Origin of the sequence: Rhodopseudomonas palustris, assembly GCF_034479375.1 — a bacterium.
GTDB lineage: Bacteria > Pseudomonadota > Alphaproteobacteria > Rhizobiales > Xanthobacteraceae > Rhodopseudomonas > Rhodopseudomonas palustris_M.
In genome coordinates, this window is the sequence record NZ_CP140155.1 from 4,773,988 (window position 1) to 4,795,523 (window position 21,536).

At 67.1% G+C, this 21,536-nt stretch carries 25 protein-coding genes; 11 read left to right on the forward strand and 14 right to left on the reverse strand.

Annotated elements, in window-relative coordinates:
• Positions 1-101: 101 nt before the first annotated feature.
• A complete protein-coding gene (locus SR870_RS21595) occupies positions 102-1,100 on the reverse strand; it encodes an NAD(P)H-quinone oxidoreductase (protein WP_322515544.1) in 999 nt (332 codons plus the stop codon).
• A 107-nt stretch (positions 1,101-1,207) separates the two neighbouring features.
• On the opposite strand from SR870_RS21595, the gene SR870_RS21600 reads away from it, so the two are divergent.
• Together SR870_RS21600 and SR870_RS21605 are read left to right on the forward strand one after the other, a co-directional pair.
• A complete protein-coding gene (locus SR870_RS21600) occupies positions 1,208-1,399 on the forward strand; it encodes a DUF1192 domain-containing protein (protein ID WP_322515545.1) in 192 nt (63 codons plus the stop codon).
• A gap of 484 nt (positions 1,400-1,883) precedes the next feature.
• Positions 1,884-2,399 (forward strand): DUF1465 family protein, encoded by a 516-nt coding sequence (locus SR870_RS21605; RefSeq protein ID WP_322515546.1) that lies wholly within the window; start codon positions 1,884-1,886, stop codon positions 2,397-2,399.
• 94 nt (positions 2,400-2,493) lie between these two features.
• Here SR870_RS21605 and rpmE read toward each other — a convergent pair whose 3' ends face one another.
• A complete protein-coding gene (rpmE, locus tag SR870_RS21610; RefSeq protein WP_322515547.1) occupies positions 2,494-2,721 on the reverse strand; it encodes a 50S ribosomal protein L31 in 228 nt (75 codons plus the stop codon).
• A gap of 222 nt (positions 2,722-2,943) precedes the next feature.
• On the opposite strand from rpmE, the gene SR870_RS21615 reads away from it, so the two are divergent.
• On the forward strand, positions 2,944-4,884 hold the full coding sequence (locus SR870_RS21615; RefSeq protein ID WP_322515548.1) for an ABC transporter transmembrane domain-containing protein: 1,941 nt from the start codon (positions 2,944-2,946) through the stop codon (positions 4,882-4,884).
• A 172-nt stretch (positions 4,885-5,056) separates the two neighbouring features.
• Here SR870_RS21615 and SR870_RS21620 read toward each other — a convergent pair whose 3' ends face one another.
• From SR870_RS21620 to SR870_RS21635, 4 genes are all read right to left on the reverse strand, one after another.
• Positions 5,057-5,254: a hypothetical protein gene (locus tag SR870_RS21620; protein WP_322515549.1), complete on the reverse strand. Its 198-nt coding sequence runs from the start codon at positions 5,252-5,254 to the stop codon at positions 5,057-5,059.
• 68 nt (positions 5,255-5,322) lie between these two features.
• A complete protein-coding gene (locus SR870_RS21625; protein WP_322515550.1) occupies positions 5,323-5,769 on the reverse strand; it encodes a GNAT family N-acetyltransferase in 447 nt (148 codons plus the stop codon).
• 144 nt (positions 5,770-5,913) lie between these two features.
• Positions 5,914-6,939 carry a peptidoglycan -binding protein gene (locus SR870_RS21630; RefSeq protein WP_322515551.1) on the reverse strand — a complete coding sequence of 342 codons (1,026 nt, stop codon included), beginning with the start codon at positions 6,937-6,939 and terminating at the stop codon, positions 5,914-5,916.
• Between the two features lie 259 nt (positions 6,940-7,198).
• Positions 7,199-8,197 carry a flagellar motor protein MotA gene (locus SR870_RS21635; RefSeq protein ID WP_322515552.1) on the reverse strand — a complete coding sequence of 333 codons (999 nt, stop codon included), beginning with the start codon at positions 8,195-8,197 and terminating at the stop codon, positions 7,199-7,201.
• A gap of 210 nt (positions 8,198-8,407) precedes the next feature.
• Here SR870_RS21635 and SR870_RS21640 point away from each other — a divergent pair, with 210 nt between their 5' ends.
• From SR870_RS21640 to SR870_RS21655, 4 genes are all read left to right on the forward strand, one after another.
• Positions 8,408-9,247, forward strand: a complete 840-nt coding sequence (locus SR870_RS21640) for a DUF1295 domain-containing protein (RefSeq protein ID WP_322515553.1) — start codon at positions 8,408-8,410, stop codon at positions 9,245-9,247.
• Positions 9,244-10,281, forward strand: a complete 1,038-nt coding sequence (locus SR870_RS21645) for a cyclopropane-fatty-acyl-phospholipid synthase family protein (protein WP_322515554.1) — start codon at positions 9,244-9,246, stop codon at positions 10,279-10,281. Before SR870_RS21640 ends, SR870_RS21645 begins: the two co-directional genes overlap by 4 nt.
• A gap of 209 nt (positions 10,282-10,490) precedes the next feature.
• On the forward strand, positions 10,491-10,691 hold the full coding sequence (locus SR870_RS21650; RefSeq protein WP_322515555.1) for a hypothetical protein: 201 nt from the start codon (positions 10,491-10,493) through the stop codon (positions 10,689-10,691).
• A gap of 75 nt (positions 10,692-10,766) precedes the next feature.
• On the forward strand, positions 10,767-10,964 hold the full coding sequence (locus SR870_RS21655; protein ID WP_322515556.1) for a hypothetical protein: 198 nt from the start codon (positions 10,767-10,769) through the stop codon (positions 10,962-10,964).
• A 59-nt stretch (positions 10,965-11,023) separates the two neighbouring features.
• On the opposite strand, the gene SR870_RS21660 is transcribed toward SR870_RS21655, so the two are convergent.
• Entirely contained in the window at positions 11,024-11,272 is a 249-nt protein-coding gene (locus tag SR870_RS21660) for a helix-turn-helix transcriptional regulator (protein ID WP_322515557.1), read from the reverse strand.
• Between the two features lie 3 nt (positions 11,273-11,275).
• Positions 11,276-11,851: a DUF2975 domain-containing protein gene (locus SR870_RS21665; RefSeq protein WP_322515558.1), complete on the reverse strand. Its 576-nt coding sequence runs from the start codon at positions 11,849-11,851 to the stop codon at positions 11,276-11,278.
• Between the two features lie 77 nt (positions 11,852-11,928).
• On the opposite strand from SR870_RS21665, the gene SR870_RS21670 reads away from it, so the two are divergent.
• Positions 11,929-12,516, forward strand: a complete 588-nt coding sequence (locus SR870_RS21670) for a hypothetical protein (RefSeq protein ID WP_322515559.1) — start codon at positions 11,929-11,931, stop codon at positions 12,514-12,516.
• A 102-nt stretch (positions 12,517-12,618) separates the two neighbouring features.
• On the opposite strand, the gene SR870_RS21675 is transcribed toward SR870_RS21670, so the two are convergent.
• The gene (locus tag SR870_RS21675; protein WP_322515560.1) at positions 12,619-13,221 is read right to left on the reverse strand and encodes a UbiX family flavin prenyltransferase; all 603 of its coding nucleotides are present in this window, start codon (positions 13,219-13,221) and stop codon (positions 12,619-12,621) included.
• Positions 13,218-14,756 (reverse strand): UbiD family decarboxylase, encoded by a 1,539-nt coding sequence (locus SR870_RS21680; RefSeq protein ID WP_322515561.1) that lies wholly within the window; start codon positions 14,754-14,756, stop codon positions 13,218-13,220. Before SR870_RS21680 ends, SR870_RS21675 begins: the two co-directional genes overlap by 4 nt.
• A 115-nt stretch (positions 14,757-14,871) precedes the next feature.
• Between SR870_RS21680 and ubiT the strand changes: the two genes are divergently transcribed.
• The 3 genes from ubiT to SR870_RS21695 all read left to right on the forward strand — a co-directional run bounded on the left by ubiT (position 14,872) and on the right by SR870_RS21695 (position 17,412).
• Complete coding sequence (ubiT, locus tag SR870_RS21685; protein ID WP_322515562.1) at positions 14,872-15,414, forward strand: ubiquinone anaerobic biosynthesis accessory factor UbiT; 543 nt, start codon at positions 14,872-14,874, stop codon at positions 15,412-15,414.
• A gap of 3 nt (positions 15,415-15,417) precedes the next feature.
• The gene (ubiU, locus tag SR870_RS21690) at positions 15,418-16,395 is read left to right on the forward strand and encodes a ubiquinone anaerobic biosynthesis protein UbiU (protein ID WP_322515563.1); all 978 of its coding nucleotides are present in this window, start codon (positions 15,418-15,420) and stop codon (positions 16,393-16,395) included.
• 96 nt (positions 16,396-16,491) lie between these two features.
• On the forward strand, positions 16,492-17,412 hold the full coding sequence (locus SR870_RS21695; protein WP_322515564.1) for a U32 family peptidase: 921 nt from the start codon (positions 16,492-16,494) through the stop codon (positions 17,410-17,412).
• Between the two features lie 391 nt (positions 17,413-17,803).
• On the opposite strand, the gene SR870_RS21700 is transcribed toward SR870_RS21695, so the two are convergent.
• The 4 genes from SR870_RS21700 to SR870_RS21715 all read right to left on the reverse strand — a co-directional run bounded on the left by SR870_RS21700 (position 17,804) and on the right by SR870_RS21715 (position 21,505).
• On the reverse strand, positions 17,804-18,592 hold the full coding sequence (locus SR870_RS21700; RefSeq protein ID WP_322515565.1) for an inositol monophosphatase family protein: 789 nt from the start codon (positions 18,590-18,592) through the stop codon (positions 17,804-17,806).
• Between the two features lie 100 nt (positions 18,593-18,692).
• On the reverse strand, positions 18,693-19,790 hold the full coding sequence (locus SR870_RS21705) for a tetratricopeptide repeat protein (protein WP_322515566.1): 1,098 nt from the start codon (positions 19,788-19,790) through the stop codon (positions 18,693-18,695).
• A 3-nt stretch (positions 19,791-19,793) separates the two neighbouring features.
• Positions 19,794-20,465 (reverse strand): thiamine phosphate synthase, encoded by a 672-nt coding sequence (locus SR870_RS21710; RefSeq protein ID WP_322515567.1) that lies wholly within the window; start codon positions 20,463-20,465, stop codon positions 19,794-19,796.
• Between the two features lie 5 nt (positions 20,466-20,470).
• Positions 20,471-21,505, reverse strand: coding sequence for a class I fructose-bisphosphate aldolase (locus SR870_RS21715; protein WP_322515568.1), 1,035 nt, complete (start codon positions 21,503-21,505; stop codon positions 20,471-20,473).
• Between the last annotated feature and the right edge of the window lie 31 nt (positions 21,506-21,536).

Genomic DNA, 21,536 nt, shown 5'->3' on the forward strand with positions numbered 1-21,536 from the left:
GCGTTCACACCGGTCTGGAAGCGCGGCCCCCGCGCGTGTCCGACGACGGATAAATGACATGAAACCCGGAGAAAACATAGGCATAACAACAGGGCGCCGATTCAGACCGTCAACACAATTTTGCCAATATGCTGGCTGGTCTCCATCCGCCGATGGGCCTCGGCGGCGTCTTTCAGCGCAAAGGTGCCGTCGATCAGCGGCTTGATCCGGCCTTCGGCGAGCAGCGGCATCACTTTGGCCTCGATCGCGGCGACCATCGCGGCCTTGTCGGCGTTGCTGCGCGGCCGCAGCGTCGAGCCGGTGTGGTGCAGCCGCTTGATCATCAGCTTGGTGAAATTGACGGTGGTCTTGGCGCCGCCGAGGAAGGCGATCTGGACGATCCGGCCGTCCATCGCGGCGGCGTCGTAATTGCGCTCGATATAGTCGCCGCCGACCATGTCGAGGATCACCTCGACGCCTTTGCCGCCGGTGGCGTCCTTGACGGCGGCGACGAAATCTTCGGTCTTGTAATTGACCGCCCGCATCGCGCCGAGCTTCAGGCAGGCGTCGGCCTTGTCCTGCGAGCCGACGGTGGCGATTACCTTGGCGCCCAGCGCGACCGCGAGCTGGATCGCCATCGTGCCGATGCCGGACGAGCCGCCGTGCACCAGCAGGGTTTCGCCGGCCTGCAATCCGCCGCGCTCGAACACATTGTGCCACACCGTCATCAGCGTTTCCGGGGTGGCGCCGGCCTCGATCATCGAGAATCCGGCCGGCACCGTCATCGCCTGAGCGTCCTGCGCGATGCAGTATTCCGCATAGCCGCCGCCGGCGACCAGCGACATCACCCGGTCGCCGAGCTTGTGCCTGGTCGCGCCCTCGCCGAGCGCCACCACTTCACCGGCGATCTCCAGCCCGGGCAGGTCGCTGGCGCCGGGCGGCGGCGGATAGCTGCCGGAGCGCTGTGCCACATCGGGACGGTTGACGCCGGCGGCCGCGACCTTGACCAGGATTTCACCGGGGCCGGGCTTCGGCACGGCGCGGGTTTCCGGCAGCAGAACCTCGGGGCCGCCGGGCTTGCTGATCCCGACCACGGTCATTTGCGAGGGGACCGGTTCCATGATTTGTCCTTGGCTTGGCGGGGTGGCGGGTGCCATGTGGGAGCCTGATTAGACAGCCGCGGCGCGGCTGGCAACCGGACCGGATCACGAACGGCGTGAGGGACGCGATGGCGATCGAGGACGACGACAAGCCGAGCAGGAAAATCGGCCACGAGATCGGGCAGGATCTGTCGCTGCTGTCGGTCGAGGAGCTCGCCGGGCGGGTCGCGCTGCTCGAGGAGGAAATCGACCGGCTGAAGGCGGCGATGACGATGAAGCGCGCTACCCGCGACGCCGCCGACCGCTTCTTCAAGGCCTGACGATCCTCGAGGTTAGACGATCGCACCCGCATCGGCGAACTAACAGCCGTCGCTGCGCCGGCATGCGGTCGCGGCGCCGGACGGCGCGTGCGTTGTCCCGTTGTCCCGTTGTCCCGTTGTGGCACAGCATCTCCGCGCGTGCCGCAAGGCAAATGCTTTGTCAACAAAATCGCTCATTTACGAGCGATTAAGCTTTCCGGTGTATTACTTCGATTGTCCATCTTTGGACCGAGTGGCTCCTGTCCACTCTGTTTTGACGCCTCCCTGTTATCAACTTCAAAGCCGCCGGAAACGGCGGCTCTTTTTTTGCGCTTTTTTAACCCTGTCAAGGGTTCGTCGCTCCCGGCGTCGACCCTCCGGGCGCCGTCCGCGTTAACCGTTGCAAGCGCGCGCGCTGGACTCCCGGCGTCGCCCGCGCAATGATTTGTTCATCATAAGTCGGCGTCTGAGCCGGCGGCGTAATCGATAGCGTGAGGCGTCTACCATGTCGGAAGTTTCGCAGAGCGAAGCCCCGCTCGTCGTGCTGAGCGAACGGCTCACCAATTCGGCCGCGTTCACCGCTCTGTTCCGCGAGGGGATGGACCTGGTCGAGGAGACCGCCGCCTATCTGGACGGCGACGGCCGCGCCGAGGCGAAGGTCCTCGAGCGTTCGGTCAGCCTGACCTACGCCACCGAGAGCATGCGGCTGACTACGCGGCTGATGCAGCTCGCCTCCTGGCTGTTGCTGCATCGGGCGGTGAAGGAAGGCGAAATGACGCTGATCCAGGCCAATCGTGAGAAGTCCAAGGTCAAGCTGTCGGCGGCCGATCCCGGCGCGCCCGACATGCTGGAGCGGCTGCCCGAGCAGTTGCAGTCGCTGATCGCCCGGTCGATGAGCCTGCAGGCGCGGATCCGCCGGCTCGACGCCTCGATGCACCTGCCGCCGCCGTCGGAGCGGGCCGCGATCGGGAACCCGCTGGTGCCGCAGCTCAACATGCTGAAGGCGGCGTTCGAGCGCTGAGCGCGGACGAAAAGACTGTCGCCAACGCAAAACGCCCCGCAAGCCGCGGGGCGTTTTCGATTCCGAGGATTGCGAGGGCCGAAGCCCGCGACAATCAATCTTTCTTGAGAAATCCCGAAAATTTCTTCTGGAAGCGCGAGACGCGGCCGCCACGGTCGAGCACCTGCTGGGTGCCGCCGGTCCAGGCCGGATGCGAGCGGGGGTCGATGTCGAGGTTCAGCTTGTCGCCTTCCTTGCCCCAGGTCGATCGCGTCTGATACTCGCTGCCGTCGGTCATGACGACGGTAATGTTATGATAATCCGGGTGAATTTCGGTCTTCATGGGATATCCCTTGCGCGCGAAGGCGCCTCGGTCGCGATGATTTCGGGCGAATTTGCGCGCTCTATATCGTAGCGACGCCCCGAAGACAAGGTTTTGGGGTTGTCATGACCCGATTACCGCAATGTCCCGGATTTGCCAGCCGCGGCGGTTGGGGCCTATGTGGGGTTCGTGGGCGGCTGGAAGGCCTCTAATTCCGACGTCGCAGGTTGAGTGGCAGTTCCGATGACGACAGTAAGCAAACGGCAAAACTCCGACCCCAAGGGCTTGGACCTCAAGGGCTTGGACCCCAAGGTCTCGGAACCGAAGGCGTCGGCGATCGCCTTGTCGCTGGACGCGATCGCGGCCACCGAGAATGTCGGGCCGCGCACCGGCACGCTGCGCGCCGATGCCGATGTCAGCGCGGTCGAGGAAGCGGCCAAACGCGGTCGGCTGCGGCCGCTGCTGGCGCTGGCGCCCTATGTCGGGCGCTATCGCGGCCGCGCCTTGATGGCGCTGGCCGCCCTGATCGTCGCCGCGCTGACCACGCTGATGGTGCCGCTCGCAGTCCGCCGGCTGATCGATATCGGATTCAGCGGCGACGGCATCGAACTGATCAACAGCTATTTCAGCGTGATGCTGGTGGTGGTCGGCGTGCTCGCCGCCGCCAGCGCCGCGCGTTACTATCTGGTGATGACGATCGGCGAACGGATCGTCGCCGACGTCCGCCGCGACGTGTTCAGGCATCTCACCGCGCTGTCGCCGTCGTTCTTCGATTCCGCGCGCAGCGGCGAGCTGATCTCGCGCCTCACCGCCGACACCACGCAGATCAAATCCGCGGTCGGCGCCTCGGTGTCGATCGCGCTGCGCAACATCCTGCTGTTCGCCGGCGCGATCACCATGATGGTGATCTCGAGCCCGCGGCTGTCATTGTTCGTGCTGGCGGCGATCCCGCTGATCGTGATTCCCCTGGTGGCGTTCGGCCGCTGGGTGCGGCGGCTGTCGCGCAACGCGCAGGATACGCTGGCGGATGCCTCGGCGTTCGCCTCCGAGCTGGTCGGCTCGATGCGCACGGTGCAGGCCTACACCAACGAGCGGCTCGCCAATGCGCGGTTCGGCGCCGAGGTCGAGCAGTCCTACGAGGCGGCGCGCAGCTCGACCCAGGCGCGCGCGATCCTCACCGCGATCATCATCTTCATCGTGTTCGCCAGCGTGGTGGCGATCCTGTGGGTCGGCTCGAACGACATCGCCACCGGCACGATCACGCCGGGCCGGCTCGGCCAGTTCATCCTCTACGCGGCGTTCGCGGCCTCCAGCCTCGGCCAGCTCAGCGAAGTCTGGGGCGAGGTCTCCGCCGCCTCCGGCGCCGCCGAGCGGCTGTTCGAGATTCTCCGGGTCAAGCCGGCGATCGCCGCGCCGGCGAAGCCGCGTCCGCTGCCGGTGCCGGTGCGCGGCGAGGTCACCTTCGACAACGTCTCCTTCGCCTATCCGACGCGGCCCGATCATCTGGCGGTGAACGGCCTGTCGCTGTCGATCAGGGCCGGCGAGAAGGTCGCGATCGTCGGGCCCTCCGGCGCCGGCAAGAGCACGCTGTTCCATCTGCTGCTGCGGTTCTACGATCCCGCCGCCGGCACGATTTCGATCGACGGCGTGCCGATCGCCGCCGCCGACCCGCAGGCGGTGCGCGAGCGGATCGCGCTGGTGCCGCAGGATTCCGTGGTGTTCGCCGCCACCGCCCGCGACAACATCCGGTTCGGCCGCGACGACGCCAGCGACGCCGATGTCGAGCGCGCCGCGCAGCAGGCCCACGCCACCGAATTCATCGAGCGCCTGCCCGGCGGCTTCGAGGCGCCGCTCGGCGAGCGCGGCGTGACGCTGTCCGGCGGCCAGCGCCAGCGCATCGCCATCGCCCGCGCCATCCTGCGCGACGCGCCGCTCTTGCTGCTCGACGAGGCGACCTCGTCGCTCGACGCCGAGAGCGAGACGCTGGTGCAGACCGCGCTGCAAGGCCTGATGCGCGATAGAACCACCCTGGTGATCGCGCATCGGCTGGCGACCGTGCTGTCCTGCGACCGCATCGTGGTGATGGAGAACGGACGCATCGTCGAACAGGGCACCCACGCCCAACTCGTCGCCCGCGGCGGCCTCTACGCGAGGCTGGCGAAACTGCAGTTCGAGGCGGCGTAATTGTGACCCTCTCCCCTTGTGGGAGAGGGTGGCTTCGCAAAGCGAAGCCGGGTGAGGGGGCCGCAAGCACGGCGTTCGAGGCACCCCCTCATCCGCCGCAGGCTCCGCCTGCGCCACCTTCTCCCACAAGGGGAGAAGGGAAGAAGACCAGCTGATTACCTGTAGCGCAGCCTCACAGCCCGTGCCTGGCCCAAGCCGCGCGAACCTGCTCCTCGGTGGCGTACTCGCCGCGCGCAGCGGCAGTCTTCGACTGCGCGATGGCCGCCCGTTCTTCGCCGGACAAGGCGATCACAGCGCCCTCGCGTCCGGCAAGCTGCAACACGACACGAGCGATATCGTCCTGCGCCTCGGTGGGGAGGCCGCGGGCCACTTCGAGGGCCTGATCGAGCAGCTTTGGTCATGAGGCCAGCCTAGCAATTCTCGGCTGCCAACGGAGGCTCACGGCCCCCACCGCATGTTCAGCACCGGCCGGCCGGAGCTGTTGGTCTCCTCGCCGGTCACCGCGAAGCCGTGGCGGCGGTAGAACTTGATCGCGCGATAATTGTCGGCGTTGACCTTCAGCGTGACTTCGCGCGGCGACAGCCGCTTGGCTTCGTCGACCAGCGCTTCGGCGACGCCCCAGCCCCAATGCTCGGGCTCGACGACGAGCTGATCGAGATAGCCCGCGCCATCGATCGTCACGAAGCCGATCATGCCGCCGCTGTTCTCGGCGATGACGATGGCGGCGTGCGGCACCAGCTCGCCGCGCCAGCGCGCGCGCCACCAGTCGACGCGCTTGTCGAAATCGATCGCCGGATAAGCCAGCCGCCAGGTGCGCAGCCACAGGCCGATGGCGGCGTCTTCGTCGGCGTCGCGATACGGGCGGAGGGTGAATGCGGTGGTCATGACCAGCGATCCGTCATTCCGGGGCGTGTGCAGCGAAGCTGCGCACGAACCCGGAATCTGAAACCGGCATGGGGGCGAGATTCCGGGTTCGCCGCTGCGCGGCGCCCCGGAATGACGAACGAGAGGATTGGCAGGTCCGCAAGGCTACCGCTCCGTCAACTTCAGTTCGATGCGGCGGTTGCGGCGGTAGGCGTCTTCGGTGTTGGCGGTGTCGAGCGGCTGGAATTCGGCGAAGCCGGCGGCGACCAGGCGCTGCGCCGGGACGCCGAGCGACACCAGATACTGCACCACCGAGATCGCGCGCGCGCTCGACAGCTCCCAGTTCGACTTGAACGCGCCGGTGATCGGCCGGCGGTCGGTGTGGCCGTCGACCCGCAGCACCCATGGGATCTCCGACGGGATCTTCTTGTCGAGTTCAGTCAGCGCGCTTGCGAGCTTGTCGAGCTCGGCGCGGCCCTCGGGCAGCAGCAGCGCCTGCCCGGTGTCGAAGAACACTTCGGACTGGAACACGAAACGGTCGCCGACGATGCGGATGTCGGGGCGGTCGCCGAGGATCGCGCGCAATCGGCCGAAGAATTCCGAGCGATAGCGCGACAATTCCTGCACCCGCTGCGCCAGCGCCAGATTCAGCCGCTGGCCGAGATCGGCGATCCGGCCCTGGGATTCCTTGTCGCGCTTCTCGGTGGCCTCCAGCGCCTCTTCGAGCGCCGCGAGCTGGCGGCGCAGCGCCGAGATCTGCTGGTTCAGCACCTCGACCTGCGCCAGCGCGCGGGCCGAAAGCTGCTTTTCGGAGTCCAGCGCCTTGCCGAGTTCGCCGGCGCGGCCGGCGGCGTCGCTGCCGGCGCCGGCGAGGCCGTCATACAGCCCCTTGACGCGGTCGCGTTCGCTCTGCGCCGCGGACAGCCCGGCGCGAACCTGCGACAGTTGCTCCTCGATATTGAGCTTGCCGAGCTTCTCCAGCGACAGCAGGTCGTTGAGCTGCGCGATCCGCGCGTTGAGCTCCTGCAGCGCCTTGTCCTTGCCGGTGACCTCCTGGGACAGGAAGAACTGCACCACCAGAAACACCGACAGCAAAAACACGATGCCGAGGATCAGCGTCGACAGCGCGTCGACGAATCCCGGCCAGTAGTTGAAGCCGGTCTCCTGCCGGCGTCCGCGAGCCAGCGCCATTAATGCGCTCCTTCGGGCCGCAGCGCTGCGTCGGCGGGCCGCTTCGGCAATCCTGTGAGCCGCAGCGCCGCAACGACGGCAGCAAGCTCCCTCGCCCCGCTCTTGCGGGGAGAGGGGTGGGGTGAGGGGCGACGCGGGCACTGAGTCTCGGCCATGGCGAGGCGCCCCCTCACCCGACCGGCTTCGCTGCGCTCCGCCGGTCGACCTCTCCCCGCGCGCGGGGAGAGGTGAGGCGCGTGCCGCTCATGCGTCGCAGTCATCAGCTCTTCTCCGGCTGGCGCACCAAAGCGGTCAGCAGATCCCTGATCTCGCGGTTCTGTTCGCCCTGGGCGTCGGCCCATTCGCGGATCATCTGCTGCTCGTTGCGCATATGCGCGACCAGGTTCTGGATCGCATCCGCAAGGTTGGCCATCGCCGCCGTGGTGGCGCGGTTGGCGCCGCCGTCCTCCAGCGTCAGCCGCAGCCGCTCGATCGCGTTCTGCAGATCGCCGCTGCCGGCGATGCCGCCTTCCGCGCTCGCGCCGCGCACGGTCGAGGCCAGCCAGTCCTCGAGATCGGTGTAGAACCGGTTCTGCGCCTGGCTCGATTGCAGATCGAGGAAGCCGAGCACCAGCGAGCCGGCGAGGCCGAACAGCGACGACGAGAACGAGATGCCCATGCCGCCGAGCGGCGCAGCGAGGCCTTCCTTCAGCGTGTCGAACAGCGAGCCGGCGTCGCCGGTCACCTTCAGTCCGCCGATCACCCCCCCGATCGCGCCGACGGTCTCGATCAGACCCCAGAACGTGCCGAGCAGGCCGAGAAACACCAGGAGGCCGGTCATGTAGCGCGAGATGTCGCGCGCCTCGTCGAGCCGCGTCGCGATCGAATCCAAGAGATGCCGCATGATCTGCGGCGACACCGCGATTCGCCCGCTGCGTTCGCCGCCCAGAATCGCCGCCATCGGCGCCAGCAGCGTCGGCCGCCGGTCGATCGCGAGCCCGGGATCGTTGATGCGGAAATTGTTGACCCAGGCGACCTCCGGATACAGCCGGACCACCTGCCGGAACGCCAGCACGATGCCGATCAGCAGCACCGCGCAGATCAGCGCATTCAGCCCGGGATTGGCGAGGAACGCCGCGATGACCTGCTTGTACAGCACCACCACGACGAGTGCGCACAGCACCAGAAACACCAGCATCCGCACCAGGAAGATCCGCGGCGACGACAGCTTGGTGAGTTCGATCTCCATCGCCGGGCGGGAAGAGGGGCCTGCTGCCATCGCGCGTTCGATCTCCGGTTTGCCGGGAGGGGTTGTTTCCATCAATATGGCACAGTGCGTCGTGGAAGAAAGGCTCGGCGGGGGTTATCCCGCACCTCACCTGCGCCATGTCTCGCATCGCGGAACCCGGGTTGAAACCGGGACTTGAACGATCGCGTATTTGCGGGGCAGGTGGCGCGACGATCTAGGACGATTTGCAAGGACGATTTGATGACGGTTTTATATCTCGAAGCTCTGGTGGCGATCGGGCTGGCGCTGGCGGCGCTGATGGCGGGCGCCTGGGTGGTGCAGCAGAAGACCGGCAATTCCGGCTGGGTCGACACCATCTGGACGTTTTCGCTCGGCCTCACCGGCGCGGCCGCTTCGCTGTGGCCGGTCGACGGCGCGGAGCCGAATGCGCGGCAATGGCTGGTCGCGGCGCTGGTGCTGGCCTGGTCGGTGCGGCTCGGCTCGCACATCGCGGCGCGCAGCCGCCATATCGGTGACGATCCGCGCTACGCCGCCTTCGCCAAGGATTGGGGCGCCGACGCGCCGAAGAAGATGTTCGTCTTCCTGCAGCAGCAGGCCTATGGCTCGATCCCGCTGGTGTTCGCGATCTTCGTCGCCGCGCGCGCGCCGGCGGAGGGATTGCGGCTGCAAGACTGGCTCGGCATCCTGATTCTCGTGATCGGCATCGCCGGCGAGGGGCTGGCCGACGCGCAACTGAAGGCGTTCCGCCAGAATCCCGCCAACAAGGGCCAGGTCTGCGACGCCGGGCTGTGGGGCTGGTCGCGGCATCCGAACTACTTCTTCGAATGGTTCGGCTGGCTGGCCTATCCGGTGATCGCCATCCCGTTCGCCGATCCCTTGTCCTATCCATGGGGCTACGCGGCGCTGCTGGCGCCGATGTTCATGTACTGGATTCTGGTACACCTCACCGGCATCCCGCCGCTGGAGGAGCAGATGCTCAAATCCCGCGGCGAGCGCTACGAGGCGTATCAGGCGCGCACCAGCAAGTTCTTTCCGCTGCCGCCCGGCAATCCGCCGCCGAGGAGCACTGCCACACGATGAGTCTGATTTCCTCGATCATCGATGCCGCCGAGCGCGTGCCGCTGCCCGATCCGGTGATCCGCGCCGCGATCAACCGGCTGTGCGCCCGCACCGCGGCCAAGATGTCGCACGGCAACGAGGCCGCCGACGCCGCCTTCGCCCGCGAGATGGCGGCGCGCGCGGTCGCCGAACACACCGACGCCGCCAACGCCCAGCACTACGAGGTGCCGGCGGCGTTCTTCGGCAAGGTGCTGGGCCCGCACCGCAAATACTCGTCGTGCTTCTATCGGGAAGCCGACACCACGCTGGCGCAGGCCGAAGAGGAGGCGCTGCGGCTGACGATGGACCACGCCGATCTGCGCGACGGCCAGAGCATTCTCGAACTCGGCTGCGGCTGGGGCTCGCTGTCGCTGGCGATGGCGCAACGGTTTCCGTATGCGCGCATCGTCGCGGTGTCGAATTCGGCGTCGCAACGCAACTACATCGAAGGCCAGGCGATCGCCCGCGACCTGCCCAACCTGCAGGTCGTCACCAGCGACATGAACGTGTTCGAGCCGCACGCGCAGTTCGACCGTATCGTCTCGGTCGAGATGTTCGAGCACATGATGAACTGGCGCAAGCTGCTGACCTGGATCCACGGCTGGCTGAAGCCCGACGGCCTGTTCTTCATGCACATCTTCACCCATCGCTGCGGCGCCTATCTGTTCGATCGCGCCGACCGCGAGGACTGGATCGCGCAGCATTTCTTCACCGGCGGCGTGATGCCGAGCCACAAGCTGATCAGGCAATATGCCGATCTGTTCGGCGTCGAGGAGCAGTGGCGCTGGAGCGGCCGGCACTATCAGCGGACCGCCGAACACTGGCTCGCCAATTTCGACGCGCATCGCGAGGAGATCGAAACGATCCTGCGGCCGGTTTACGGCGACGACACCGCGTTGTGGATGCGGCGATGGCGCTGGTTCTTCCTCGCCACCTCCGGCCTGTTCGGCTACGCCGACGGCGACGAATGGGGCGTCAGTCACTACCGGCTGAAGCCGGTCCGACCTCGGGTGTGATGCTGCGCACGCGTCCCGTCCGCTGCTCACGACTTGGTGAGTTTCCGGATCGGGGCTTCGTGCGCCGGAAAAATCGATTAACGATCAACTAACTACACGCTATCATGACGCCGTGGCCGAAGCTTCCGGCATCGCAAAATTGATCCTGCGCAATGCCGGCCAGCGGTACTGGCGTCTACCTTTCTGTCCGAAAAAGGCAGGAGAGTAGCGTGTATCTCGATTCGGTCGGTTCGCTTGTGTTGTTCCTGGCGTGTGCCGTTGCGCCGGCGTTGATCGCGTATCTGGTCCTCGACGATGTGCGGCAGAGGCTGTTCCGGCGTGCGCAGCCGCAGCAGGCGGAGCCGGTCGCACCCGCGTCGCCGCCGGTGCGTGCGCGCCGGATCGGCCTGTTCGCCTGGGCGAATTCCTGATCTGAAATGATAGGCGGAGCGCCCGCCGCCGTCGGTTCGGGTGCAAACATCAGAAACCACAGTGAGGATGAAGCCTTGACCATTGTTGCATTGATCGCTGCGATCTACGTGCTGGTCGGCCTGATCGGTATCGTCGCCCTGTTCGTCGGTGGACGTGAGATGATGTCCCAGACGGCGCACTGGAAGCGTTTCGACGACGCGCACTACTGGGATGAGGTCGCCGAAGACTGGCGCCCCCACGAGCACCTCGCCGTCGCCTCGCAGGCGCGCTGAAGCGCGGCGCACGCGCATCCAAGACCGATGACTTGAAAGATACACCGGCATCCGCCTCGTCAGGCGGGTGCCGGTTTCGTTTCGGAGGTGTCGGTTTCGGAAGGATCGGGCACGAATTCGAGAATATCGCCGGGCTGGCAATCCAGCGCCGCACAGATCCGCTCCAGCGTGTCGAAGCGAAACCCCTTCACCTTTCCTGATTTCAGCAGCGAGACGTTCTGTTCGGTGATGCCGATACGCTCGGCGAGTTCTTTCGAGCGCATCTTGCGCCGCGCCAGCATGACGTCGAGATTGACCACGATCGCCATCGGCTAGACGAAGCTCGCGTTTTCGTCGGCGATCCGCGTCGCCTCGCGCATCACCGCCGCGACCGCGATCAGCACGCCGCCGACGATCACCGAGATGTAGTCGTTGCTGGAGAAGGTCAGCACCAGCAGCCGCTGCCCCGGCGGGTTGCCGAGCGACAGCACGAGCGCCAGGACGGTCGCGGTCAGCGGACCGAGCGCCCCCTGCGCCGCCACCGCGATGCCGAAGCGCTGCAGATGCGTGGCCGTCGCCGCCGTGAAGACGCGCCCGCGCGCGAAATCGCCGAACAACGCGCGCACGTTCAACAATCCCCACACCAGCACGGCGACCGGCACCGCGATGATGATCGCCGCCAGCGCCTGATTGCCGGCGTCGAGCGGCAACCGCGTGCCGATGTCGCCGAGTTTCGTCAGCAGCAGATTTCGCGTCCAGCTCTGGAAGACGAAGGCGGCGCCGAGCAGGCCGACGATCAGCACGATGCCGCCCGTCGTCACCCATTCCATTGCGCGTGACAGCCGCACCAGCCGGGCCGCGGCTGAGCCGTCCGGCTCCGTTGAGGCCATCGAGGAAGAGGCTTGCATTACGAAACTCCATCATCTATTTCGAGATGAAATTATCGTAAAACAATAAATTATCATCGTCAAGATAGGGTCCCGTGATGTGCTTCCCAGCTTTCTTCAGACCGTTCGCCGCAGTCGCCGCGATCCTGACGGTCGCCGCGCTGACGGCCTGCAGCTCCGTTCCGTTGACGTCGATGGTCAAGCTCGCGCGCACCGATCTCGCCGCGACCGATCCGGCTGCGCTGCGCATTGCCGTGCGGCTGCCGCAGGGCCTGCGGCCGCGCCGCGTGACGCTGCGGATCACCTTGGCGGTGGGCGCCGAGAAGCGGGAGCAGACCTTCGTGCTGGCCGATCTCGACGATCCCGCCGAATTGCTGTCGCTCGCCGGCGAGGTGACGAGGGACACCACGATCTACGCCTTCCGGATCGCGCCGGCGGACGTGCCGCGCGTGCTGGCGCTGCGGGACGAGATGGCCGCGCACAAGGCGAAGGGTGAACGCGGCTCGCTGACGCTCGGCGTTGGCGCTGACGCGTGCCGCATCGGCGCGCTGCCTGCCAAGGCGCTGATCACCACCTATCTGAAGACCGAACGCGCCGGCGATTTCTTCCCGCTGACGCGCGACGTCGATCTGCGCAAGGATGTGCCGAAGGAGGCCGCCCCCGAACGCATTCCGCTGTGCGGCTGAAGCGCTGCGGCCTAACCTCTCCCCGCACGCGGGGAGAAGGAGCAGGCAGTGCCCTGGGGCAGCTCTTTCTTCGGAGCTAGTGGGCAGTTCGCCGACTCCGGCTCAACTCTTCGGGCAGGTCGGCGGGGTGTCGTCCGACCATTCCGGCGCCGACAATTGCAGGTCGTCGAGCCCGAGCAGGCCGATCGCGCGCAGCGCGATGTGGTCGATCATTTCCGCCAATGAGCGTGGCCGCTGATAGAACGCCGGCGAGATCGGCGCGACGATGCCGCCGATCTCGGTGACCTGCGCCATGGCGCGGATATGGCCGAGATGCAGCGGCGTCTCGCGCAGCATCAGCACCAGCCGGCGGCGCTCCTTGAGCTGCACGTCGGCGGCGCGCACCAGCAGATTGTCGAGATTGCCGGTGGCGATCGCCGACAGCGTGCGGATCGAGCACGGCGCCACGATCATGCCGCTGGTGCGGAACGAGCCGGACGCGATGCTGGCGCCGACATCGTTGAAATCGTGATGGCGGTCGACGATCTCGAGGATGTGCGCCAGCGCCTTGTCGCCGACCTCGTAGGCGATGGTGCGCTCGGCCGCGGCGGAGACGACGAGGTGCAGTTCGCAGTCGGTGGTGGCGAGCAGTTCGACGATGCGCAGGCCGACCGCGGCTCCCGAGGCGCCGCTGATGCCGACCACGATGCGATGCGGCGTGTTCATCGCAGCAGCCTGCGTTGCGCCAAGGCCGGCGTCGGCGCCGGGGCGAGCCCGAGGCTCGACCACATCGCGTCGACCCGCGCGATCACGTCTTTGTCCATCTCCAGCACCTTGCCCCATTCGCGCTCGGTCTCGGTGCCGATCTTGTTGGTGGCGTCGATTCCCAGCTTGCCGCCGAGCCCGGATTTCGGCGAGGCGAAATCCAGATAGTCGATCGGCGTGTCGCTGATCGACATCATGTCGCGCGAAGTGTCGGCGCGGGTCGACACCGCCCACATCACGTCGGCCCAGTCGCGCACGTCGACGTCATCGTCGACGATGATCAAGAGCTTGGTGTAGCTGAACTGCGGCAGCATCGACCACAGCCCCATCATCAGCCGCCGCGCCTGGCCGGGATAGCGCTTCTTGATCGAGGCGACCGCGATCCGGTACGAGCACGCTTCCGGCGGCAGCCACAGATCGACGATCTCCGGAAACTGCCGCCGCGCCACCGGCAGGAACACGTCGTTGAACGCCTCGCCGAGCCGCGACGGCTCGTCCGGCGGCCGCCCCGTATAGGTCGACAGATAGATCGGATTGCGCCGCATCGTGATCGCGGTGATCCGCATCACCGGGAATTCCTCGACCGCGTTGTAATAGCCGGTGTGGTCGCCATAGGGCCCTTCCGGTGCGGTCTCGGTCGGCGACACGAAGCCTTCCAGCACGATCTCGGCGTCGGCCGGCACGTTCAGCGGAATCCCGACGCAGGGCGTCATGCTGGGGCGGTCGCCGCGCAGCAGCCCGGAGAATTTGATCTCCGAAATGTTCTCCGGCAGCGGCAGCACCGCCGACAGGATCATCGCCGGATCGGCGCCGATCACGATCGCGACCGGCATCTCGCGCCCCTCGGCCTTCCATTGGTGATGATGCTTGGCGCCGCCGCGATGCGCCAGCCAGCGCATGATGACGCGATCCCTGCCCAGCACCTGGATGCGGTAGACGCCGACATTGTCGGTGCCGGGCGCGCCCGGCGGCGGTCTGGTGAACACCAGCGGCCAAGTGATCAGCGGCGCCGGCTCGCCCGGCCACGGGATCTGAACGGGCAGCCTTCCGAGATCGACCGCGTCGCCGGTCAGCACCACGTCCTGCGCCGGCGCGGACTTGGCGGTCTTCGGCCGCATCGACAGCGCCGCGCGGGCCATCGGCAATTTGCTCAGCGCATCGGTCAGGCTCTGCGGCGGCGCCGGCTCGCGCATTTCGGCGAGCGCCTCGCCGAGCGCCGACAGATTCTGCGGTTCGATGCCGAGCCCCCACGCCACCCGCTCGACGGTGCCGAACAAATTGACCAGGATCGGCATCTCCGACGGCGTGCCGTCCGCCTTGACCGGATGTTCGATCAGCAGCGCCGGCCCGCCGGCGTGCAGCACGCGGCGATGGATTTCGGTCAGCTCGTGGACCACCGAGACCGGCTTGCGGATCCGGTGCAACTGCCCGCGGGATTCCAGATAGGCGGCGAAAGCGCGGAGGTCCGGGAAGGGCGGTTTGACGCGGCTCAGCATGGTGTCTCCGTGCGGACGGTTCTGGTCAGCACTTGGGACGGGGTCTGTCTTTGATCAGGCGCAAAGAAGTACCGCCGGGACCGGGTTACCCGATTTGTTCACGATAAGGTGGCTCATGTCGGTATCCAATTCGCCCGTCTCCAGGATGCCCGCGCCGCTTGCCCTCGCGACGCGGGTTCTGCCGCTGTTGCCCCTGCAGGTGTTGCTCGGCATTTGCCTGCGGGAGATCCGCAGTCGTCATCCCCGCATCTTCGATCGTCTCGGGTCGCACACCGGCAAGCGCTACGGCCTCGATCCCAGCGATCTGCCGATCGCCTTCGTGCTCGAGCCGCGGCGGATGAATCCGCGCGTCACGGTGGTGCGCACGCTGCCGTCGAACATCGACGCGCGCATCGCCGGGCCGTTGTCGGCGCTGATAGGCATGACCGACGGCTCCTATGACGGCGACGCGCTGTTCTTCTCGCGCGACATCGAGATCGATGGCGACATGGAGGCGGTGGTCGCGCTGCGCAATGCGATCGACGATTCGCGGGTCGATTTCCTCAAGGAGTCGGTGGCGTGGTTCGGCCCGCTGGCGACGCCGATCGAGCGGATTCTGCGGAGCATCGTCGGCGCGCAGCCGGCCTATCGCGAAGAAATGGGCGTCGGGGGAGGCTAGAGCATGGAACTGATCTGTCCGGCGGGCACGCCCGCGGCGCTGCACGATGCCGTCGCGGTGGGGGCCGATGCGATCTATTGCGGCTTCAATGACGAAACCAATGCGCGCAATTTTCCCGGGCTGAATTTCAGCCGCGAGGAGATGCGCGAGTCGATCGCGCACGCGCATCGCTACGGCGTCAACGTGCTGGTCGCGATCAACACCTTCGCCCGCGCCGGCAATGTCGAACTGTGGCAGCGCGCGGTCGACGACGCGGTCGAGGCCGAAGCCGATGCGTTGATCCTCGCCGATGTCGGCGTGATGGACTACTGCGCCAAAACCCATCCGCAGCAGCGCCTACACGTTTCGGTGCAGGCCGCGGCGGCCAACGCGGATTCGATCCGGTTCTACGTCGACAGCTTCAACGCCAAGCGCGTGGTGCTGCCGCGCGTGCTCAGCGTGCAGGAGATCGCGGCGATCACCCGCGAGGTCCAATGCGAGACCGAAGTGTTTATCTTCGGCGGGCTGTGCGTGATGGAGGAGGGCCGCTGTTCGCTGTCGTCCTACGCCACCGGCAAGTCGCCGAACATGGACGGCGTCTGCTCGCCGGCAGGCTCCATCCAGTATCGCGAGGAGAACGGCGCGCTGGTGTCGCGGCTCGGCGATTTCACCATCAACAAATTCGCCAAGGGCGAGGCGGCGGCGTATCCCACGCTGTGCAAGGGCCGCTACCAGACCGACGAGGGCTGCGGCTATCTGTTCGAGGACCCGGCCTCGCTCGACGCCACCACCATGCTGCCGGAACTGCGCGCCGCCGGCGTCGCGGCGCTGAAGATCGAAGGCCGCCAGCGCGGCCGCGCCTATATCGAGCGCGTGGTGAAGACCTTCAAGGAGGTGCTGAGCGCGCTGGACGACGGCCGGCCGCTGCCGGTCGACGCGCTGCGCGGCCTCAGCGAAGGTCAGTCCAACACCACCGGCGCCTACAAGAAGACTTGGCGCTAAAGACTTGGCGCTAAAGATCTGGCGCTGAGAGCGCCGACGACAACGACGATCGGCGCAGCGAGCGCAACGCCGCCAACTCACAGCGAGGCTATTCCCATGCAACTCACGCTCGGACCGGTGCTGTACAACTGGAAGCCGGAGGCATGGCGCGACTTCTATTTCCGCGTCGCCGATGAAGCGCCGGTCGACGTCGTGATCGTCGGCGAGGTGGTGTGCTCGAAGCGCTCGCCGTTCCTCGAACCGCACATCCCGGCGGTGGTCGAACGGCTGTCGAATGCCGGCAAGACCGTGCTGATGGGCTCGCTGACGCTGATGTCGCTGCCGCGCGAGCGCAAGGCGATGCTCGAACTCGCCGGCGACGATCAACTCACCATGGAGGTCAACGACCTGACCTGCCTGGGCATGCTCGGCGGCAAGCCGCATGCGATCGGCCCGTTCGTCAACATCTACAACGAAGCCACCGCGAAGTATTTCGCGACGCGCGGCGCGACCAGAATTTGCCTGCCGCCGGAATTGCCGCTGTCGGCGATCCGCGCGATCGCGCAGTCGCTGCCCGAGGTGACGTTCGAGGTGTTCTCGTTCGGCCGCGTGCCGCTGGCGATCTCGGCGCGCTGCTATCACGCCCGGCTCAACAAGCTGTCGAAGGACAATTGCCGATTCGTCTGCGACCAGGATCCCGACGGGCTTGCGGTGACCACGCTCGACGACGAGCCGTTCCTGGCGATGAACGGCGTGCAGACGCTGTCCTACACCTGCGCCAGCCTGCTCGGCGACATCGACAAACTACGCGACGCCGGCGCGGGCGCGATGCGGCTGTCGCCGCAGCAATGCGACATGGTCGCGGTGGCGCAATTGTTCCGCGACGCGATCGACGGCAAGGTGGCGGCGAGCGAAAGTGCGGCGAAGCTGTCGGCGATCTACCCGCTGAAACAGTCCAACGGCTTCCTGTTCTCCAAGCCGGGCGCCGCGTTCATCACCGATTCGGGCGACGTGCGGCGGATCGTGCCGGCGGCGTAGTAACCGTTCGCGGGCACGGACTAGACGCTTCATCGATTGATTGAAGCAATCCGGCCTTTCCAGAGGCACTGAGTCCTCATCCTGAGGAGCCCGGCGAAGCCGGGCGTCTCGCAGGATGGGGCAACGCAGTGCCGGTGGCGCATGGTTCGAGACGGCGCTGCGCGCCTCCTCACCATGAGGATGTACTGGTGGCTGCGCATCATCAATCCTGATTCTACCTAAAGCAGAACGGCTCTAACCCTCTCCCCTCGTGGGAGAGGGTGGCTTCGCGTAGCGAAGCCGGGTGAGGGGGCCGCGGGCACGACGCCTGCCTCACCCCTCATCCGACGCGGACTTTCGTCCGCGCCACCTTCTCCCACAAGGGGAGAAGGAAGGAGCGCCACGCTCTGCCTCAGCTCAGCGGCTTCAAAATCTTCGCCAGCGTGCCGTGGATGATCTCGTTGCCGGCGACGATGTCGCCGGTCTTCAGCGGGTCGCCGCCGTTGATGTCGCCGGCGGTGCCGCCGGCTTCGCGGACGAAGACGATGCCCGCGGCGATGTCCCAGGGCGACAGGTTGCGTTCCCAATAGCCGTCGAAACGGCCGGCCGCCACGAAGGCGAGGTCGAGCGAGGCGGTGCCCATCCGGCGCAGGCCGGCGACCTTCGGCTGTAGCGCCGCCATCTCGCGCTGGTTCTGCGCGAAGTCGCCGCGGCCGAGATGCGGCAGGCCGCAGGCGATGACGCAGTCGTGCAGTTCGCGGCGGCCGGCAACGCGCAGCCGGCGGTCGTTGACGAAGGCGCCCTTGCCGCGCTCGGCGATGTAGAGGTCCTCGGTCGCCGGATTGTAGATCAGCCCGGCAATCAGCGTGTCCTCGCGCTGCAGGCCGATCGAGATCGCGAAATGCGGGATGCCGTGCAGGAAGTTGGTGGTGCCGTCGAGCGGATCGACGATCCAGGTGTGGCTCTTGTCGGCGCCCTCGCGGATGCCGCCTTCCTCGCCGAGGAAGCCGTAGCCCGGCCGCGCCTTGGTGAGATCCTCGTACAGCATCTCCTCGGCGCGCTTGTCGGCGAGCGAGACGAAATTCGCCGGGCCCTTCAGCGAGACCTGGAGATTCTCGACTTCACCGAAATCGCGCTTGAGGCTGCGGCCGGCGCGGCGCGCGGCCTTGACCATGACGTTGATGAGGGCGGAATGGATCATGGGCTGAGGACTCGCGGCGACCTGCGACAGGTCTGGATGAAGTTCTTGGGGGGATTATTCCGAAGGGGTGCCCTGCGCAGGGGATGGCGTCAACCCCGGATCATTTCCCGCCGACCCATTTCTTCGCGGCCTCCTGGGCCTTGGCGCGCTCCTCGGGGCTGAGCTGGGCCTGCGCCTCGTCGAGCATCAGGTCGCCCTTGCCGGCGGTCTTGGCGACCAGGTGCCATTTGATCGCCTCGACCGGGTCGCGCGGCGCGCCCTGGCCGCTGAACAGCACATGCGCCAGCCGGTTCTGCGCGATCGGGTTGTTGGCCCGCGCCGCCTTGCGCAGCAGCGCCACCGCGGCCGGTTCGTTCTTCACCGTGCCGGTGCCATTGTAGAGCGCGATCGCGTATTCGACCTCGGCGGGGACATTGCCGGCGACCGCCGCGGCCTGCAGCAGCCGCACCGATTGCTCGACGTTCTTCTCCACCCCGGTGCCCTCCTTGTAGAAGGTCGCCAGCGCGTATTGCGCCTCGGGATTGCCGGCGTCGGCGGCCACCCGCAGCAGTTCGGCGGAGCGCTTGATGTCCTGCGGGAAGGTCTGGCCGTCGAGATACAGCAGCGCCAGATTATACGCCGCCCTCGGCTCGCCGAGCTTGGCCGAGGACGCCAGCCATTTGGCGGCTTCCTCGCGGTTCGCCGGCCCGCCGCCACGCCCCGCCATCCGCGCCATCGCCAGCGCGAACATCGCCTCGCGGTCGCCGAGATCGGCGGCGCGCCTGTACCATTGCACCGCTTTGTCGTAGTCGCGCCTGATCCCGAGCGCGTTGGCGTAGAGTTCGCCCAGCATCGTCATCGCCTTGGGATCGTTCAGCTCCTGGGCGCGCTTCAGGGCGAGATCGAAGGCGGTCTTGTAGAACCCGCGCTGATACGCGCCATAGACCAGATCGACATTGGGGTCGTCGGGGTCGACCGCGTCGGCGCTCTCCGGCGCCGCACCCGGCTTCGCCGCGCCGGCCTTGTCGGCGGCCGGCTTTTTCGCGTGATCCTTGTCGGCCGGGGGGGCGGCGGGCTTCGGCCGCGGCTTCGGCTTTTCCGGCTCGAGCGGCTTCGGAAACGGATTCGGCGGCGACGGCGTCAGCGACAATTGCGCCGACGCGCCGGTGGCGAGCAGCAGCAGTGCCGCAGCGATCGAGATCGGGCGCAGCGCCTTCATGGATTATCCTTGCGCCGGCGCCGGCGCGGAGCCGGCGAAGCCCTGCTTCAGCGCCGCTTCGGCGTCCGCGAGCGCCGCCGCCGCGCCGTCCGCTTCGGCCCAGATGTGGTCGCCGACCAGCACGAAATCCGCGCCGGCGGCGGCGAATTCCCCGACCTCGTCGCGCGAGATCGCGTAGCCGACGCAGGGCGGCTCGAACAGTTCGGCCCACCAGTTCAGTCGGTCGGCGATCGCCTCGGTCGAGGGTCGCGTGCCGTCTTCGGCCGGTTCGCCGAACAGCACATAGTCGGCGCCGGCTTCGCCGGCGATCATGGAATCGTGCCGCGTCTCCAGCGCGCCGACCCCGGCGATCCGCGACGGTTGCAGTTGCGGCAGCCATTCCTGCATCGCGGCCAGCCCCGACAGATGCGCGCCGTCGGCGCCGCCGCGCGCCACCAGATCGGCATGGCCGTCGAGCAGCAGCGCCGCGCCGCCGGCCTGCACCGCCGCGGTCACCGCCTTGATCCGCGTGATGAGTGTGCGCGGGTCGGATGGCGCGAGCCGCAGCAGCACCGCCGCCACGTCGGCGGCGGCGAGCAACTGCGGAAGCGCCGCGAGCAGGGATGCGGGATCGTCCACGACCGGCGTCGCGAGATAGAGGCGCGGCGCCGGGCGCGGCGGGGCAGGCTTGGCCATCGGCGTTATGCGGCCTTCTTGCTTTCGAGGTCGGATGACCACTCGCCCTTGCTGGCGAGCGAGTTCATCTTCGCCCGGTGGGTGAACGCAGCCTGGCCGGCCGCGACGTTGTCGGCCTTGCCGGACCACGCCTTCTGCGGCGCGGCCTGCAGCGCGCGGCCGTAGGAGAAGGTCAGGCCCCAAGGAAGGCCGCCGATCTTGTTCATGGCGTCGAGATGCGCGGTGGCGTCCTCGTCGGACTGGCCGCCCGACAGGAACGCGATGCCCGGCACCGCCGACGGCACGCACGACTTCAGCAGCTTCACGGTCTTCTCGGCGACTTCCTGCACGCCGGCTTGCTTCGCCGACTTCTTGCCGGCGACCGCCATGTTCGGCTTCAGGATCATGCCTTCGAGGGCGACGCGCTGGAAGTAGAGTTGCTGGAAGGTTTCCTTCAGCACCCATTCGGTGACGTTGTAGCAGGTGTCGATGTCGTGGGCTCCGTCCATCAGCACCTCGGGCTCGACGATCGGCACGATCTGCGCCTGCTGGCACAGCGCCGCATAGCGCGCCAGCGCATGGGCGTTGGTCATGATCGCGGTGTGGGTCGGGACGCCCCCGGCGGCGTCGATATCGATCACCGCGCGCCATTTGGCGAAGCGGGCGCCCTGCTTGTAGTATTTCGCCAGCCGCTCGGCGAGCTTGTCGAGGCCGGCGGTGATGGTCTCGCCCGGGCAGCCCGGCAGCTTCTGGGTGCCTTCGTCGACCTTGATGCCGGGGATCGCGCCTGCCTGTTCGATCAGCCTGACCAGCGGCGTGCCGTCGGCGGCGTTCTGCCAGATCGTCTCGTCGTACAGGATCACGCCGGAGATGTAGTCGCTCATCGCCTCTTTCGAGCGGAACATCATCTCGCGATAGTCGCGGCGGCTGGTCTCGGTCGACTCGACGCCGATCACGTCGAACCGCTTCTTGATGGTTCCCGAGGATTCGTCGGCAGCGAGGATGCCCTTGCCGGGCGCGACCATGGCGCGGGCGATTTTGTTCAGGTCGGCGAGGTTCATCGGCTTCTCCATTGGGGTGGTTTCTTGGTTG